The sequence below is a fragment of the Geobacillus uzenensis genome, from assembly GCF_002217665.1.
GTDB lineage: Bacteria > Bacillota > Bacilli > Bacillales > Anoxybacillaceae > Geobacillus > Geobacillus subterraneus.
Genome location: NZ_NEWL01000006.1, coordinates 1 through 14,596, shown reverse-complemented (window position 1 = coordinate 14,596; position 14,596 = coordinate 1). Strand labels below are relative to the sequence as shown.

Genomic DNA, 14,596 nt, shown 5'->3' with positions numbered 1-14,596 from the left:
TGCTTCATCGCCGGTTCCCTGCGCCATCCGCAGCAGTGCGTTTGCCGCTAGTCGCCGCAAGCCGCCGTTTCCACCATAGCAGCGGCCTTCGCTTCTTCATGGCGAAACCGGCCCACTTGTTTCACCCGACTGAAAAACTTATGAAACCGTTCGTTCGGGTAGGCATGTTCTTTGTATTGCTCGATCACCTCAGTCATGATGGCGACGATCTCTTCCGGCGGCAAGCCTTCGGCGACAAGCTGGCCGGGATGGGCGTTGCGGCCGACCGTTTTTCCGCCCAAAAACAAATCAAATTTTCCTTTTCGGTACACAAGACCGATATCTTCACGCACCGCTCCGTAGCACGCCATGCCGCAGCCGTTGATGCCAAGTTTCAGCTCTTTCGGCAGCGCCATCCCGCCGAATCGCCGCGCCAATTCCTCCGCGTACGGAATGGCGTCTTTTTTCTCCCCGTCACAAAAATCGCACGCTTTCACGGTCAGGACCTCGCCGACCGGCGTAACCGTCAACCCAGCGGCGGTCAGTTTAGCCACAAGTCCATCCGGGTCATCAGTCATCCGTTCGATTTTTATGTAATGATCTGGCGTGTACGTCATTTTTCCATCGGGGCCGACTGTCTCCGCTAGAACAAGCAACTGTTCCGCCGTGAACTGTTTGTTGGCCACCCCCGGGCTCACTGCCGCTTCAAACAGGACGGTTTCCGCTTTTCGCCGTTTACGGCTTTCAAGCGCCGCAAGCGCATCTTCGGCGGCTTCTTTCGCTTGCTGTCGCGCTATATGAACCACCGGCCGCTCGACCGCTGTCTGCCCGGCGACGGCGGTTGAACCGGCCATACTCGCCGGCCTAGCCGCCGTTTGCTGCGTTTCATCTGGAAATGGCGGGATGCCGGCTAACGCCAAGGAAGCCCGATTGTTCGAAACAGCTGTCCGCTTCCCTTCAACATCACCGGTTGCCTGCGGACTCATCGATTCTAACGCCCACGGCTCCGCTTCTTTGCGCAGCCGCTCGTGCGGTTTCAGCGGCTGGACGGCCGCGGTTAAATGGTATTTGCGTTGATAGCCGCGCGGCGTAATCATCAATCCGTCATGCACAAACGTCGTCGAATTGCCAATAATGACCGTCGTCAACATGCCGATTTCATGATCAAGCATATGGGCCAAATCGGTGAGCACGATCTGCTGGCGTTCGCGGTATGCGCTTTTCACAAGCCCGACCGGCGTCTCGGGCGCCCGGTGGCGGAGCAGGATGCGTTGCGCTTCCACAATTTGCCGCGTGCGCCGCCCGCTTTTCGGGTTGTACAACGCGATCACAAAATCAGCGGCCGCCGCCGCTTCGAGCCGTTTTTCGATCAGCGCCCACGGCGTCAAATGGTCGCTCAAGCTGATTGTGCACGCGTCATGCATCACCGGCGCCCCGAGCAGCGCCGCGCATGAATGGATGGCGGAAATGCCCGGAATGACTTCCACTTCAATCGGATCGTCTTTCGTCCAGCCTTTTTCAATCAGCACTTCGTAGACGAGCCCGGCCATGCCGTACAGCCCGGCGTCGCCGCTGGAAATGACGGCGACCGTCTTGCCGCGCTCGGCCCATTTCACCGCCGCTTGGGCGCGGCTTACTTCTTCGGTCATGCCGGTGCTGATGATTTCCTTTCCGGCGATCAAATCGCGCACAAGCTCAATGTATGTTTTGTAGCCAATGATGACGTCGCTTTCTTCAATGGCTTCGCGGGCCCGCTTCGTCATATGATCGACGCTTCCCGGGCCGAAGCCGACAATCAACAACTTACCCCCCATGCGTTTCCCCTCCTTTTTCTTCTGGCCATGGCCGCGGCATCGAGACTTCCTTCGGTCCCCACTCCTTCCAGAATCGAACAAACAGCGGCACGTCCAAACGGACAGCGAGCAGCTGACGGCGATCAGCAAAAACGTCTTCCGGTGCTCCTTGCTTGACAATCCGGCCTTCGTGCATGACGGCGACCCAATCGGCCCATTGCCAGACGAAATCCATATCATGCGTGGCAATGAGCACGGTCGTTCCCCTTTGATGAATGACATTGATTTGCCGCAAAAACTGTTTCGTTTGATGCTGGTCCAAATACGCTGTCGGTTCATCCAACACAAGCAAGTCCGGCTTTGTCACCATCGCCGAACAAAGCGTCAGCCATTTTTTCTGTCCGAGGCTAAGCTGGTGGGTGGGGCGATCGAGCCAATCACCGAGCCCGTATTCATCAACAAGCGTCGACAAAGCGGTTCTCATCTGTTCTTCATTGACCCCAGCGTGAGCGAGGCTAATCGCCAATTCATCGCGCACGAGCGGCGCAATCAGCTGATGTTCCGGATTTTGAAAAACGAGGCTGACTTCGCGCCGCCAGCGCCGCCAATCGGCCCCGCGTTCATACATGTTGCTCCCTTTCCAATACAGCGCGCCTGACTGCGCCCGCAGCAATCCGTTCAGATGAAGAAACAGCGTCGTTTTGCCGCAGCCGTTTGCGCCGATGAGCGCGTATTTTTTTCCTGCTGGAATTTCCCAATCAACCCCGTTGAGCACATCACGCGAGGAATCATAGGCATAGCACACTTGTTCCATCCGCAGCAGCAACTCTTTCACCCTTTCCACCAAATCAACCCGAGCAGCAGCACGATCAACGCGGCGCCGGCTGTCATGTCAATGGTGTGTGGTTTTGTTTCCAACGGCTGATGCCGATAGACAAACGAATCGATTCCCCCGCGAGCGGCAAGCGCACGCCCGAGCGCTTCGTACGATTGCCCGGCCTTCAGCCACAATTGGTACATAAGCATCCCCCCATGCCGCCAATGTGTTCCTCCATTGCGGGCGCGCAACGCCAGCCACAGCTCAACCGCTGCGTGCTCAAGCAAAAAGATGAAGCGGTACATCAGAAAACAAAGCTCGATGACTGCCGCCGGAAGACGGCAACGCCGCAGGACGGCAAACCATTCCGGCGCCGGCGTAGTGATCAGAAGGAAAAACAAACAAGACCACGCCGACAAAGAGCGAACGGCCAGTTCAGCGGCTGGCCGCAGCTGGCTATAGGCAATGGATAACCGAAGAGGAAAAGAAATAGAAACGATCATTGTCAATAAGCTGACTCCTAAAAAAACCGAAGCGGCGGCCATTGCTTTTCCATACAGTGAAAACGGGACACCGGCCCGGCCAATGATCCAATACGTCATCCCCGCCATCATGAGCAACTGTTCGCGCCAGCTGCTCATCATCCCAAGCACCAACAAGATCACCGCCATCGCGAACTTCCATTCCGCTCGCCACGTTCGCAGCCGATTGTCGTAGGCGAACCGATCAAACTCGCGAATCATGCCCGTTCTTCCGTTCCGATCGCCCTTTATACAGGCCGATCACGTAGCCGATGACGCCGGCGCCAAGAGCGGCTTGCAGCGAGAACAGCAGCGTTTCCACTTCGCCGCCCGGCGGGGTGAAAATCGATTCAAACCACGGCCGATAATGCGGAGCGAGCGTTTGAATCGCCCGTTCCGCCTGGTCGTCGGTGCCGCCAAATTCCGAGCCGCGCGCCCACCAAAGCGGAAGGAGGATCAACACCAAGACGAAAGCGAACAGCCACCGGTTTTTTTTCATCGAATCACGCCCCCTTTTCTCGTTGGAATAGCGGAGAGGCTTGGTATGAAGCAAGCCAGTTCCAGACCATCACCGTCAAAATGCCTTCTGTCACCGCCAGCGGCACTTGAGTGATGGCAAAAATACCGGCAAATTTCAAAAACGAAGCGAGCACGCCGCCCTCTGGGGCCGGAAATGCCAAAGCCAGCTGGACGGATGTGGTCACATACGTGGCCAAATCGGACAAACAAGCGGCCAAAAACAGCGCCATCCGCTGCGATACGAAACGGCGGCGATGCAGCTGATACACAGTAAACGCAACCAATGGCCCAACGACCGCCATCGACAAAGCGTTTGCCCCCAATGTCGTCAATCCACCATGAGCAAGCAGCAAAGCTTGGAACAGAAGAACCATCGTGCCGATAACAACCATCACCCATGGCCCAAACAACGCCGCCCCGAAGCCGATGCCGGTCGGGTGGGAGCTACTGCCGGTGACGGACGGAATTTTCAGCGCCGACAGCACGAACGTAAACGCCCCGGCCAATGCCATGAGCAGCTTTTGCTCCGGATGCTCTTTCAGCGTGCGGACAAGACGACGTAAACCAACCAAGAAAAAAGGAAGAAACAATCCCCACCAAAACAGCGCCCATTTCGCTGGCAAAAACCCTTCCATAATGTGCATCGCGTACGCTTCTTGTTCATTCGTCACGAAGAAATAACCCGCCAATAACGCCGCGATGGCAAGCCAACGTCTTGTTCGCATCGTTTATCGATTCACCTCCTTCTGTTCATTGGCCGTTTTCCGCTTCCCAACCGGCGCTTCGCTTTCCCCTGCTGGCGTCCATCTGCATCCTGCCTCCTCATCAAACTCATACGTCGCCCATTCGCGAATCGGCGCCCCTTCGCAAAGATGGATGCGCACCACCTCCCGCGCCTTTTCCGGTGTCATCAGCCGATACCAGACGCCATCCGGGTAGACGATCAGCACGCACGCGTCCTGGCAGCGGCCGTTGCAGCGCGTTCTTGTCGTATGAACGAGATCGTCCAATCCAAGGCGGGCGATCTCTTCACGCACCGCCAGCGTCACTTCCTCCCCGCCATGGCGCAGGCACGTCCCGCCGTTGCAAATCAACAGATGATGCCTCATTCCCCGCAAATCCCACGTCGCCATCCAATTCCTCCTTTTGCAAGATTGGTAGAAATGAAAACCTTTCAGCTTCGCTCAAAGAAAAATAAAAAAGCACCTCTAGCGCAGAGGTGCAGAAAAATGCGTACGAAGCCAAAAATAAGCCAAACGAAGCCTCATTCAGCCATCATTCTCCCGCACGTCTGCCTATATTCCCGTAGGCATCCGTCCGATGCAAACAAGGCAGGTCTCCTGACTTAGGATCATCGCTTTGCGGCGCCTTCCCGAAGAATCCTTCAGTGACTTGTTGCCGCAAAACTCCCCATCACAGTGGCGGGTACCGTGACGGCTTTTCACCGTACTTCCCTTTTCACCCAAGCCCTAAGCAGGCCGGGCACCTTGTTTGCCTTTCGCCAATATATACGCTGTCATGGAACAAGCATCCTTTTTCATCGTAGTACAACGATGGCTTCATCGTCAACCGTTTTTTTCCGACAAGTTCGTTCGCGCAATGACAATGCCATCTGCATCCGCATACACATACGCGCCTGGCTCCCAACGGACGCCGCCAAATTCAAGCACGACATCGCGGGCGCCTTTTCCCTCTTTTTTGCTTTTCACCGGGCAAGTGCCAATGGCCATCACGCCAATCGGCATCGCGCTGATTTCTGCGGAATCGCGAATGCAGCCGTGAATGATGACGCCAGCGAGCCCTCTCTCGCAGGCGATTTGCGCCAATCGGTCGCCTAATAGCGCGACGCGGCGCGACCCTTTTCCGTCAACAACAAGCACCGTGCCCGGCGGCACCGTCTCGAGCGCTTCGCGGACAAGCACGTTGTCTTCAAACACGTCAACAGTGGCAATCGGTCCAGAAAACGCCCGCTTTCCGCCGTACGATTGGAAGGCAAGTTCGCACACTTGCAGCTCGTCAAGAAATTGATCGCATAAATCAGCCGTTTTCATCATCATTCCTCTCCCTTCGTTCGTTTTACATTCGCCACCATTCGTCAAAATCCTGCTGCCGTGACGATTTTTTAGCAACCATTCGTTAACTTCGCATCGCGAATGGCATCATCCGCCTCTTTGTCCTACCGGCGTGGAACTGCTTTCAGACGAAAAAACGGCCCCGTGCCGAAGTGGCAGAGACCGTTTTTGCCAGCCAAAGGCCGATCCGCCCTAGCCGGCTTATTCAGCTGGGCTAGCTGGATTCGAACCAGCGCATCACGGAGTCAAAGTCCGTTGCCTTACCGCTTGGCTATAGCCCAACGTCTTTGTTGTCACTTACAGTATGCAGCAAGAGGTCTCCCTTTATGCATCAAAACGAATATCATTTTGCAACAGGCGGCAAAATACCGATAAGGATTCATGTTCCGCACGTTTTACCACATCTTCATCATCTCTTCACAATCGCTTCATTCCAATAAGGTATGATGCAAACAGAAAGGGGGAACGACGTTGCGCCGAATATGGCTCTATGTCGGATTCCTGTTATGGCTGCCGCTAGGCTTAGCTTCTTCGGCTGCTCCACAGCCGTCTGTCGCCCGTGAGCCGATCATCATCGCCCATCGCGGCGCTTCCGGGCATGCACCGGAACATACACTTGCCTCCTACCGGCTTGCCGGCCGCATGCACGCTGATTATATTGAGGTTGACGTGCGGATGACGAAAGACGGAAAGCTCATCGCCATGCATGATACAACGCTCGCCCGGACGACGAATGCCGAAACCGTCTACCCTCACCGTTCACCGTGGCACGTTGGCGATTTTTCGCTCGCCGAGCTGAAGCGGCTTGATGCCGGCTCGTGGTTTAGCAAGCGCTTTGCCGGCGAACCGATCCCGACCCTTGAGGAGATCATACACACGTTGGAAGCAGAACGAATCGACGCCCCTTTGTATATTGAATTAAAGCAGCCCGGCATCGAAAAAGCGGTCGTACAGCTACTGCAAAAACATCATGATTTACAGCGCGGCCGCATCATATTTCAATCATTTCATCCTGAGAGTTTGCAGGCGCTAAGGCCCCTCACCCCGCGCGGCATTCCGCTCATTCAGCTCATCGGAGAACGCGAGACGGCCCGTATCAGCCCGGACGAGCTGCTAGAGCGGGTCGCCGTCTATGCCGATGGCATCGGCTTGCCGCTTTCGCTCGCCAGTAAAGAGTGGGTGAATGCCGCTCATAGCCGCGGGCTCATCGTGCATGTCTATACCGTCAATGCACCGCACGATCTGGCGCGCCTATGCGCCATGGGCGTGGACGGGATCTTTACCGACTATCCCGACCGCCCAGCTCGCATCGCCGCTTGCCGCCGGCCGCCCGACCATTGACTAGCCTTCAGGGAGACGGCCGGGATTTTTGTTTACATAATACTATTATTGTTTAAAAGCAAAATCGTTTCCATCTGATCCGATTCGGTGTATCATTTATGAAAAAGGAGGCCGGATCATGCGGTTCGGTTTTGCCGCGCCAAGCGAGCCGGAGCGGTTGATGGAACGGGTTCAAGAGCCGCAAACGGAGTAACCGGCAAAAAAAGCGGGACGCCATCGGTCCACCCTTGGGTCAGGCGTCCCGTCCCTATTTCCTCTGTTGCCTTCCGTCACCGTTTTGGAAACTGAAAAGACAGCTTCTTGTCGTTTTCATCCCACACAAGGACAGCGTCAAACGTTTTTCCGCCTTTTTTGAATCCTTTGATGACATTTGTTTTTCCTTGTGCCAGCAGCTTTTTCACATTCGCCGCCGAAATCGATTGGCCGAGAATGCGTTTGGAGATCGTAAACGAGCATTTTGTTTTCGCGTACTGGTCACAGCCGTACAACGTTCCTTTGTCGATGACGGTTCCGCCGCAAAGCGGGCAGCGCCCGAGCGGCTCACCGACCGTTTTTTTCGTTTTCGTCCGCTGGATCGAAGCGGTGTCAAGCCCGCTGAAATTCCAGCTTGGCGCAGCGGCGATGGCATCGGTGACCACTTTTTGCGCCAGCTTTTTCACCTGTTCCATAAACGCAGCCGAGGAGGCCGTTCCTTCGCCAATTTCGCTTAAGCGCTGCTCCCATTTCGCCGTCATTTCCGGCGAGGCGAGAATCGTGCCGCCGAGCGCCTCGATCAATACTTTCGCCTTGTCGGTCGCATAGACAAGGTTATTTTTGACTTCAATATATTTTCGTTCCTTCAGCATCGTAATGATCGCCGCCCTTGTCGCCTCCGTGCCGAGCCCTTCCGTTTTGGCGAGCACTTTTTCAAGCGCTTCGTCATCTAAAAACTTTCCGGCTGTTTTCATGAGCGTAATGAGCTGCCCTTCCGTATACCGTTTCGGCGGCTCCGTTTTTCCTTCCTTTACTTGGACGTCCGCCACTTTGCCCGCTTCACCTTGACGGAGCAATGGAAGCACCGTTTCCTTTTCCTCTTCATGCGGGCGAATAACCGCGCGCCATCCTTCCTCAATGACTTGTCTTCCTTTCGTGATGAAACGAGCCCGTCCATCAACCAACGTCGCAACCGTCGTATAGTCGATGATCGCCGCCTGGTAGTGGGCGGCAATCAAGCGGCGGACGACTAAATCATACACGTTCCGCTCGTCGGATGACAGCTTTTCCGGATCAATGACTTGTTCGGTCGGGATGATGGCGTAATGGTCAGTCACTTTCTTCTCGTTTACATAACGTTTATTGTGTAAAATGGAGGGATGCGGCACCGGAAAATACGAAGCGTACGCCGGAAACGACGACAGCTTTTGTAAAATGGCCGGGAACGTTTCCGCCTCTCCCCTAGTCACATGCATCGAATCAGAGCGCGGATAGGAGACGATGCCTTTTTGATAGAGCGACTGCAGCACATCGAGCGTTTTTTTCGGCGAAAAGCGGTACAGCTTGTTCGCCGTCGCCTGCAGCGTCGATAAATTGAACAAGGGCGGCGGTTGAAACGTTTTTCGCTCCGTACGGACGGCGGCGACTTCCGCCCGCTTCCCGCGGCAAAAAGCCGCGATCTGTTTCGCCATTGCTTCGTCCTTGAGGCGCGTTTGGCCGTTTTCATCCGTCCATTTTCCTTCATAGCGCTTATCGCCGATGACAAACGAAGCGACGACTTCCCAAAACGGTTCAGGGCGAAACTGTTCAATTTCCCGCTCGCGCCGGACAATGAGAGCCAATGTCGGCGTCTGCACGCGCCCGACGGAGAACACATCGTTCATCCCGCGCTCCTTCAGCAACAAGCTGTAGGCGCGCGAGGCGTTCATGCCGACGAGCCAATCGGCGCAGGCGCGGGCGTACGCTTCTTCATAGAGCGGGCGCGTCGTTCGCTCATCAAGCAAACGGCGAAACCCTTCCTCGATGGCCTTCGGGGTTAATGACGACAGCCAAAGCCGCTTGATCGGTTTGTGGACGCCGCTCAGGCGGATCACGTTGCGCACAATGAGCTCCCCTTCGCGCCCGGCGTCTCCTGCATGGATGATTTCCGTCACTTCCGGCTTCCGCAGCAGTTCTTTCACAATGCGAAACTGCTTCGCTTTCGCCTTTTCCACTTCGTATTCAAACCGTTCGGGAATGATCGGCAGCGCCTTCAGCGACCACCGCTTCCATTCCGGGCGGTACCGCTCGGGCGGGGCGAGTTGGAACAAATGCCCGATCGCCCATGTCATGTACGCCCCATCCGGAAACAAGTCGTTTGGCAAAATCTCGATATAGCCTTGTCGTTTTTTCGTCCGGAAAATCGAGGCGAGCGTCGCCCCTTGATCCGGTTTTTCCGCGATAATGATTTTCATCGGCTTCTCCCCTTACGGCACCTCATGCCCCATCGAACTTTGCAAAATGGCGAACCATTGCTCACGGGAAAGCGGCAAAGACAACGCCCGCACCGCCCGGTCGATGCGTTCTCGTTTCCCTGAGCCGACAATCGGCATCATTCGCGCCGGATGAACAAACAGCCACGCGTACAGCACTTCATCGACCGTCTCGGCGCCAAGTTCCTGCCGCACTTGTTCCAAGGCGGCTCGCAACCGCACCGCCCGGTCATCGTTAGCGGAAAAAATCGCTCCACCGGCTAGCGGCGACCATACCATCGGCGGCATCCGCTTCTCCAAGCAAAGATCGACCGTGCCGTCTTCGAGATTTTCCAGCCGGTACGCGGATACTTCGATTTGATTGGTGACAAGTGGAAACGGCAAATACGACTCAAGCATCGAAAGCTGTGAACGCTTAAAGTTCGAGACGCCAAAATAACGCACTTTTCCCTCCCGTCTCAGCTTCAAAAACGCCTCGGCCACCTCCTCCGGGTTCATGAACGGATCCGGGCGGTGAATGAGCAGCACATCGATATAATCGGTGCGGAAATTCCGCAGCGACTGCTCGACCGAAGCGATGATATGATCTTTGCTTGTATCATACGACTTCATTCCGTATTTCGATGGCAGCTTAATGCCGCATTTCGTCACGATCTCCATCTGGCCGCGCAAGCTTGGCTTTAACGCGAGCGCATCGCCAAAGCGCGATTCGCACGTGTAGTTGCCATAAATATCGGCATGGTCAAACGTGGTGATGCCGCGCTCAAGGCAAAATTCAATCAGTGAAAGCAGCTGCCCGGCCGAATAGCCCCAGTCGGCAAGCCGCCAACAGCCGTGAATGACGCGGGAAAAAGATAAGTGATCTGCTAATTGAACTCGTTCCATCATCCTCTTCCTTTCTTCTTTTTTGGCTAAAACGTTCCGGTTTGCACATACTACAGACGAGAGGAAAAAAACGGAAAGGATGTGATCGCATGAAGCGCCGGCTCGTTTCGCTGTTCGCGATGTTTCTTTTTGTCATCCCGTGGCCGACGTCAGCTGCCGAAACGGCATACGAATGGAATTTGGCCGATATTTATCCGTCCGAAGCGGAATGGATGCGCGACTATCAGGCGGTGAACAGCGCCTTGCCGAAACTGGAAGCCTTTGAAGGCAAACTCGACGATGCGAAAACGATCGCCAAGCTGTTCGCCCTAAACGAGCAAACAGCCCGCAAGCTTGAAAAACTGTCCCTTTACGCCCATTTAAAACGCGACTTGAACATCGAAGACACCACAGCCGCCCGGCTTGGGGCGAAAGTGGAAGCGCTCGCCGCCCAATATGCGGCAAAGACCGCATTTATCGAACCGGAGCTGCTCGCCCTTCCGGAGCGGACGCTCAAGAAGCTGCAAAACAGCGAACCGCTCAAGCCGTATCGTTATTACTTCACCGAACTGCGCGAACAAAAGCCGCATACGCTCACCAAACGCGAGGAACGGCTGCTCGCCAAACTATCACCGGCTCTTGGCGAGGCGGAAAACATTTATGACCACGCTTCCCGCGGCGACTACGAGCCGCCGTCTGTCCGCATGCCGGACGGAAAAACAGTGACGCTGACGGACCATAACTATGCCGCCCTCCTTCAGCATCGCGACCGCCGTTACCGAAAAGCCGCGTTTGAAGCGAAAGCCAAAAGCTATGAGACGCTCGAACAGACAGCGGCGGCGACGCTGTACGCATCCGTCAAAGCGGACGAGCTGTATGCCGACGTACGCCGCTACCCGTCCGGCCTAGACGCCGCACTCGCTGCCGATGATGTGCCAAAGGAAGTATTTGACAACTTGATCACCGCCGTCCATCGCCACTTGCCGGCGCTTCATCGTTATATTGAACTGCGAAAACAAGCGCTCGGTCTCGACCGTGTCCATAGCTATGACTTATATGTGCCGCTCGCTGGCGAAACGGCGGAATCCATCCCGGTTGAGACGGCAAAAACACTCTTGTTGCAAGGACTTCAGCCGCTTGGTGACGACTATATCGAACATGTGCGCCGCGCGTTTGCCGAACGGTGGCTTGATATTTACCCGCGCCCGAAAAAATACAGCGGCGGCTACAATACGGGAGCGTACGACACCCATCCGTTCATCTTGCTCAATTACAACGGTTCGCTTGACAGCGTGTTGACAATGGCCCATGAACTTGGACACGCCATGCATTCCGTGTACACGAACCGCACACAGCCGTACCATTATTCCGGCCATTCGATTTTCACCGCGGAAGTGGCCTCCACCGCCAATGAATGGCTGATGCTTGATTACTTGTACAAGCAGGCGAAAACAAAAGAGGAAAAGCTCCGCCTGCTGATCGAACAAATCGAACAAATTCGCGGCACGCTGTACACGCAAGTCATGTATTCCGAATTTGAGCAGCAAATCCATGATCACGTGCGCCAAGGAGGCAGCTTGACGGCCGATGAGCTCAACCATCTTTGGCTTACATTGCTCAAAACGTATTACGGCCCGGCATATGCCGCCGACCCGGGAGCCGCACGCGGCTGGCTGCGCATCCCCCATTTTTATGACGCATTTTATGTATACAAATATGCGACTTCCCTCGCCGCCTCGTATGCTATCGTCAGCGGGATTCAAACTGACAAAAGCGGCGAGGCAGTGAGACGGTATAAACAGTTTTTGCGTTCCGGAACGTCAGACGACCCGATCCGCCTGCTCAAGCGAGCCGGAGTGGATATGACACGCCCTGAACCGGTCGAGCGCGTCTTGCGCCATTTCGCCAAACTCGTTGACGAACTGGACAAACAGCTGCAAAACCAACAACCATCACCGTGATACGGAAAAGTGCCCCGCTTCACCGCGGGACACTTTTTCCATGACAGCGCCATTCTCTCACCTCTCCTTCGACGGGGGCTTGTCTCTTATGACGGCAAAACGCCTTGTGACGGTATATTCCGCTTTTGAGACGATGCCAGGTTCCGTTTTCACAGCGTTGAAACAAACGCAATCGTTCACTCGTTCGCCGATGGGTGCGCAAGCTTTTCTTTCACTTTGCGGATGTTTTCCATCTTATTGTCCCAGCACGCCTGGCTCAAATCGACCGGATATTGCTCGGGGTTGAGCGTTCGTTTGTACTCCTCCCAAAATAAGCGCAAACTCTTCTTCGCGTATGCCTGAATATCGGAAAGCGGCGGCGATGTGTAGACGAGTTTGCCGTTGTCAAAAATCGTTTCATGCAAATCGCGCGCTTCAAAATTGGTGACGAATTTGCTGATGAACGTGTACACCGGATGGAACATTTTCAGCCGCTCTTCTTGCTGCGGGTTCTCGCTTTCTAAGGCGATGTAGTCGCCTTCTGCTTTATGATTGATTTTATTGACGATGCGGTACACCCGCTTCAGCCCCGGCGTCGTCACTTTCTCCGGGTTGCCGCTAATTTTGATCGTATCGACCATCTCGCCGGCTTCGTTTTCGATCGCCACCATCTTATACACCGCGCCTAACGCCGGCTGGTCGTATGCCGTGATCAGCTTCGTGCCGATTCCCCACACATCGATTTTCGCCCCTTGCGATTTCAAGTTTAAAATCGTATCTTCATCCAAATCGTTCGAAGCAAAAATTTTCGCGTTCGGGAATCCAGCCTCATCAAGCATTTTCCGCGCTTCTTTTGACAAATAGGCCAAATCGCCGCTGTCGATGCGAATGCCGATAAAATTGATCTGATCACCAAGCTCTTTGGCGACGCGAATGGCGTTCGGCACCCCCGATTTCAACGTATCGTACGTATCAACAAGAAATACGCAGTCCTTATGGCGGCGTGCATATTTGTGAAATGCTACGTATTCATCCTGATACGCTTGAATCATGGAATGCGCGTGCGTCCCGGCGACCGGAATGCCAAACAGCTTGCCGGCCCGCACGTTCGATGTCGCTTCAATCCCGCCGATATACGCCGCGCGCGCTCCCCACAGCGCCGCGTCCATCTCCTGCGCCCGCCGGCTGCCAAACTCTAAAGCCGGTTCGTCCCCGAGGATATGTTTAATGCGCGACGCTTTCGTGGCGATGAGCGTCTGGAAATTGATGATGTTTAAAATCGCCGTTTCGATGAGCTGCGCCTCCGCAAGCGGCGCCTCAATGCGCATAATCGGCTCGTTGGCAAAGACGATTTCCCCTTCCCGCATCGAACGAACCGTCCCGGTAAAACGAAGCGTCCGCAAATAGTTCAAGAAATCGTCGCGGTAGCCAAGCTCATTGCGCAAATAGTCGATATCGCTGTCGGAAAAACGAAATCCCTGCAAAAACTGTATTACGCGCTCAAGCCCGGCAAAGACGGCATAGCCGTTGCCAAACGGCAGCTTGCGAAAAAACACCTCAAACACGGCCCGGCGCTCATGCATCCCGTCTTCCCAGTAGGTTTCAACCATGTTGATTTGATATAAGTCCGTATGGAGCATTAAACTGTCATCGGCATATTTTTCGTTCATGAATGCAGAACCCCCAACACACAAATGACTGCGCCGCCAAATTACAACCATTTTCACCGTCTATTCTATCACGTTTTCCCCATTATTCCACTATTTCTGCACCTAGCGTATGGCAAAAATGACGCAGCGCCCACTCATGGCCGGCCGCGTCAAAACTCGCGACCGCCCGCCGGTGGACGACAATGCGAAAGCCTTTGTTGTACGCATCGACTGCCGTATGAAGGACGCAAATATCCGTGCAGCAGCCGACCAAATGCACTTCCGTGATCCCTCGTTCGCGCAATTTCAGTTCTAAATCGGTCCCGGCGAACGCGCTGTACCGCGTCTTGTCCATCCAGTACACATGTTCTTTATGCTTGTTCGCCTGATATACTTCCTCGAGCTCCCCGTATAGCCTCCGCCCTTTCGTCCCTTCGATATTATGCGGCGGAAACAGCTTTGTTTCCGGGTGATAATGATCTCCTGCCGTATGCTTATCAATGGCAAATACAACAAAGTCGCCGTGATCAGTGAACTACCCCCACTTAATTTTCTAGCGAAAATTTGAAGTGGGGGCTTCCAAAGAAGTTTGACTGCTTCAAGCAATCCTTATTCTTTGAGGCGTGTCCACTTCGCCGCTAGAGCATAAGACACTCA

At 54.8% G+C, this 14,596-nt stretch carries 12 protein-coding genes, 1 tRNA gene, 1 pseudogene and 1 riboswitch; of the genes and pseudogenes, 2 read left to right on the top strand and 12 right to left on the bottom strand.

The genetic code is table 11. The features are described 5' to 3' along the window. Positions 1-47: 47 nt before the first annotated feature. From cobJ to B9L21_RS07405, 8 genes are all read right to left on the bottom strand, one after another. Positions 48-1,793 carry a precorrin-3B C(17)-methyltransferase gene (cobJ, locus tag B9L21_RS07440; RefSeq protein ID WP_063165829.1) on the bottom strand — a complete coding sequence of 582 codons (1,746 nt, stop codon included), beginning with the start codon at positions 1,791-1,793 and terminating at the stop codon, positions 48-50. Then, entirely contained in the window at positions 1,783-2,607 is an 825-nt protein-coding gene (locus B9L21_RS07435) for an energy-coupling factor ABC transporter ATP-binding protein (RefSeq protein WP_063165828.1), read from the bottom strand. Before B9L21_RS07435 ends, cobJ begins: the two co-directional genes overlap by 11 nt. Continuing rightward, entirely contained in the window at positions 2,604-3,332 is a 729-nt protein-coding gene (locus tag B9L21_RS07430) for an energy-coupling factor transporter transmembrane component T family protein (protein ID WP_063165827.1), read from the bottom strand. The genes B9L21_RS07435 and B9L21_RS07430 overlap by 4 nt, the downstream gene beginning before the upstream one ends. Further along, entirely contained in the window at positions 3,316-3,609 is a 294-nt protein-coding gene (locus B9L21_RS07425; RefSeq protein WP_063165826.1) for an energy-coupling factor ABC transporter substrate-binding protein, read from the bottom strand. The genes B9L21_RS07430 and B9L21_RS07425 overlap by 17 nt, the downstream gene beginning before the upstream one ends. A 4-nt stretch (positions 3,610-3,613) precedes the next feature. After that, positions 3,614-4,354: an energy-coupling factor ABC transporter permease gene (locus B9L21_RS07420; RefSeq protein WP_063165825.1), complete on the bottom strand. Its 741-nt coding sequence runs from the start codon at positions 4,352-4,354 to the stop codon at positions 3,614-3,616. Between the two features lie 3 nt (positions 4,355-4,357). After that, complete coding sequence (locus B9L21_RS07415; RefSeq protein WP_063165824.1) at positions 4,358-4,762, bottom strand: (2Fe-2S) ferredoxin domain-containing protein; 405 nt, start codon at positions 4,760-4,762, stop codon at positions 4,358-4,360. Between the two features lie 179 nt (positions 4,763-4,941). Continuing rightward, positions 4,942-5,134: riboswitch (cobalamin riboswitch) on the bottom strand. 60 nt (positions 5,135-5,194) lie between these two features. After that, on the bottom strand, positions 5,195-5,680 hold the full coding sequence (rraA, locus tag B9L21_RS07410) for a ribonuclease E activity regulator RraA (protein WP_063167346.1): 486 nt from the start codon (positions 5,678-5,680) through the stop codon (positions 5,195-5,197). Between the two features lie 230 nt (positions 5,681-5,910). Further along, positions 5,911-5,982 (bottom strand) — tRNA-Gln (locus tag B9L21_RS07405). A gap of 190 nt (positions 5,983-6,172) precedes the next feature. Between B9L21_RS07405 and B9L21_RS07400 the strand changes: the two genes are divergently transcribed. After that, complete coding sequence (locus tag B9L21_RS07400) at positions 6,173-7,042, top strand: glycerophosphodiester phosphodiesterase family protein (RefSeq protein ID WP_063165823.1); 870 nt, start codon at positions 6,173-6,175, stop codon at positions 7,040-7,042. 269 nt (positions 7,043-7,311) lie between these two features. Here the strand turns inward: B9L21_RS07400 and B9L21_RS07395 are convergent, their stop codons facing one another. Then, complete coding sequence (locus tag B9L21_RS07395; RefSeq protein ID WP_063165822.1) at positions 7,312-9,468, bottom strand: DNA topoisomerase III; 2,157 nt, start codon at positions 9,466-9,468, stop codon at positions 7,312-7,314. Positions 9,469-9,480: 12 nt separating this feature from the next. Then, positions 9,481-10,371: an aldo/keto reductase gene (locus B9L21_RS07390; protein WP_063165821.1), complete on the bottom strand. Its 891-nt coding sequence runs from the start codon at positions 10,369-10,371 to the stop codon at positions 9,481-9,483. An 89-nt stretch (positions 10,372-10,460) separates the two neighbouring features. On the opposite strand from B9L21_RS07390, the gene pepF reads away from it, so the two are divergent. Next, on the top strand, positions 10,461-12,311 hold the full coding sequence (gene pepF / locus B9L21_RS07385; protein WP_063165820.1) for an oligoendopeptidase F: 1,851 nt from the start codon (positions 10,461-10,463) through the stop codon (positions 12,309-12,311). A gap of 176 nt (positions 12,312-12,487) precedes the next feature. On the opposite strand, the gene B9L21_RS07380 is transcribed toward pepF, so the two are convergent. Beyond that, on the bottom strand, positions 12,488-13,960 hold the full coding sequence (locus B9L21_RS07380; RefSeq protein WP_063165819.1) for a nicotinate phosphoribosyltransferase: 1,473 nt from the start codon (positions 13,958-13,960) through the stop codon (positions 12,488-12,490). An 82-nt stretch (positions 13,961-14,042) separates the two neighbouring features. After that, positions 14,043-14,474 (bottom strand): annotated as a pseudogene (locus B9L21_RS07375) (cysteine hydrolase family protein); the annotation flags it as partial. Positions 14,475-14,596: the final 122 nt, after the last annotated feature.

Excerpts from the sequence above, each read along its gene's own strand:
- cobJ (WP_063165829.1), bottom strand. The coding sequence starts at position 1,793 with ATGGGGGGTAAGTTGTTGATTGTCGGCTTCGGCCCGGGAAGCGTCGAT.
- B9L21_RS07430 (WP_063165827.1), bottom strand. The coding sequence starts at position 3,332 with ATGATTCGCGAGTTTGATCGGTTCGCCTACGACAATCGGCTGCGAACG.
- B9L21_RS07425 (WP_063165826.1), bottom strand. The coding sequence starts at position 3,609 with ATGAAAAAAAACCGGTGGCTGTTCGCTTTCGTCTTGGTGTTGATCCTC.
- B9L21_RS07420 (WP_063165825.1), bottom strand. The coding sequence starts at position 4,354 with ATGCGAACAAGACGTTGGCTTGCCATCGCGGCGTTATTGGCGGGTTAT.
- B9L21_RS07415 (WP_063165824.1), bottom strand. The coding sequence starts at position 4,762 with ATGGCGACGTGGGATTTGCGGGGAATGAGGCATCATCTGTTGATTTGC.
- rraA (WP_063167346.1), bottom strand. The coding sequence starts at position 5,680 with ATGAAAACGGCTGATTTATGCGATCAATTTCTTGACGAGCTGCAAGTG.
- B9L21_RS07395 (WP_063165822.1), bottom strand. The coding sequence starts at position 9,468 with ATGAAAATCATTATCGCGGAAAAACCGGATCAAGGGGCGACGCTCGCC.
- B9L21_RS07390 (WP_063165821.1), bottom strand. The coding sequence starts at position 10,371 with ATGGAACGAGTTCAATTAGCAGATCACTTATCTTTTTCCCGCGTCATT.
- pepF (WP_063165820.1), top strand. The coding sequence starts at position 10,461 with ATGAAGCGCCGGCTCGTTTCGCTGTTCGCGATGTTTCTTTTTGTCATC.
- B9L21_RS07380 (WP_063165819.1), bottom strand. The coding sequence starts at position 13,960 with ATGAACGAAAAATATGCCGATGACAGTTTAATGCTCCATACGGACTTA.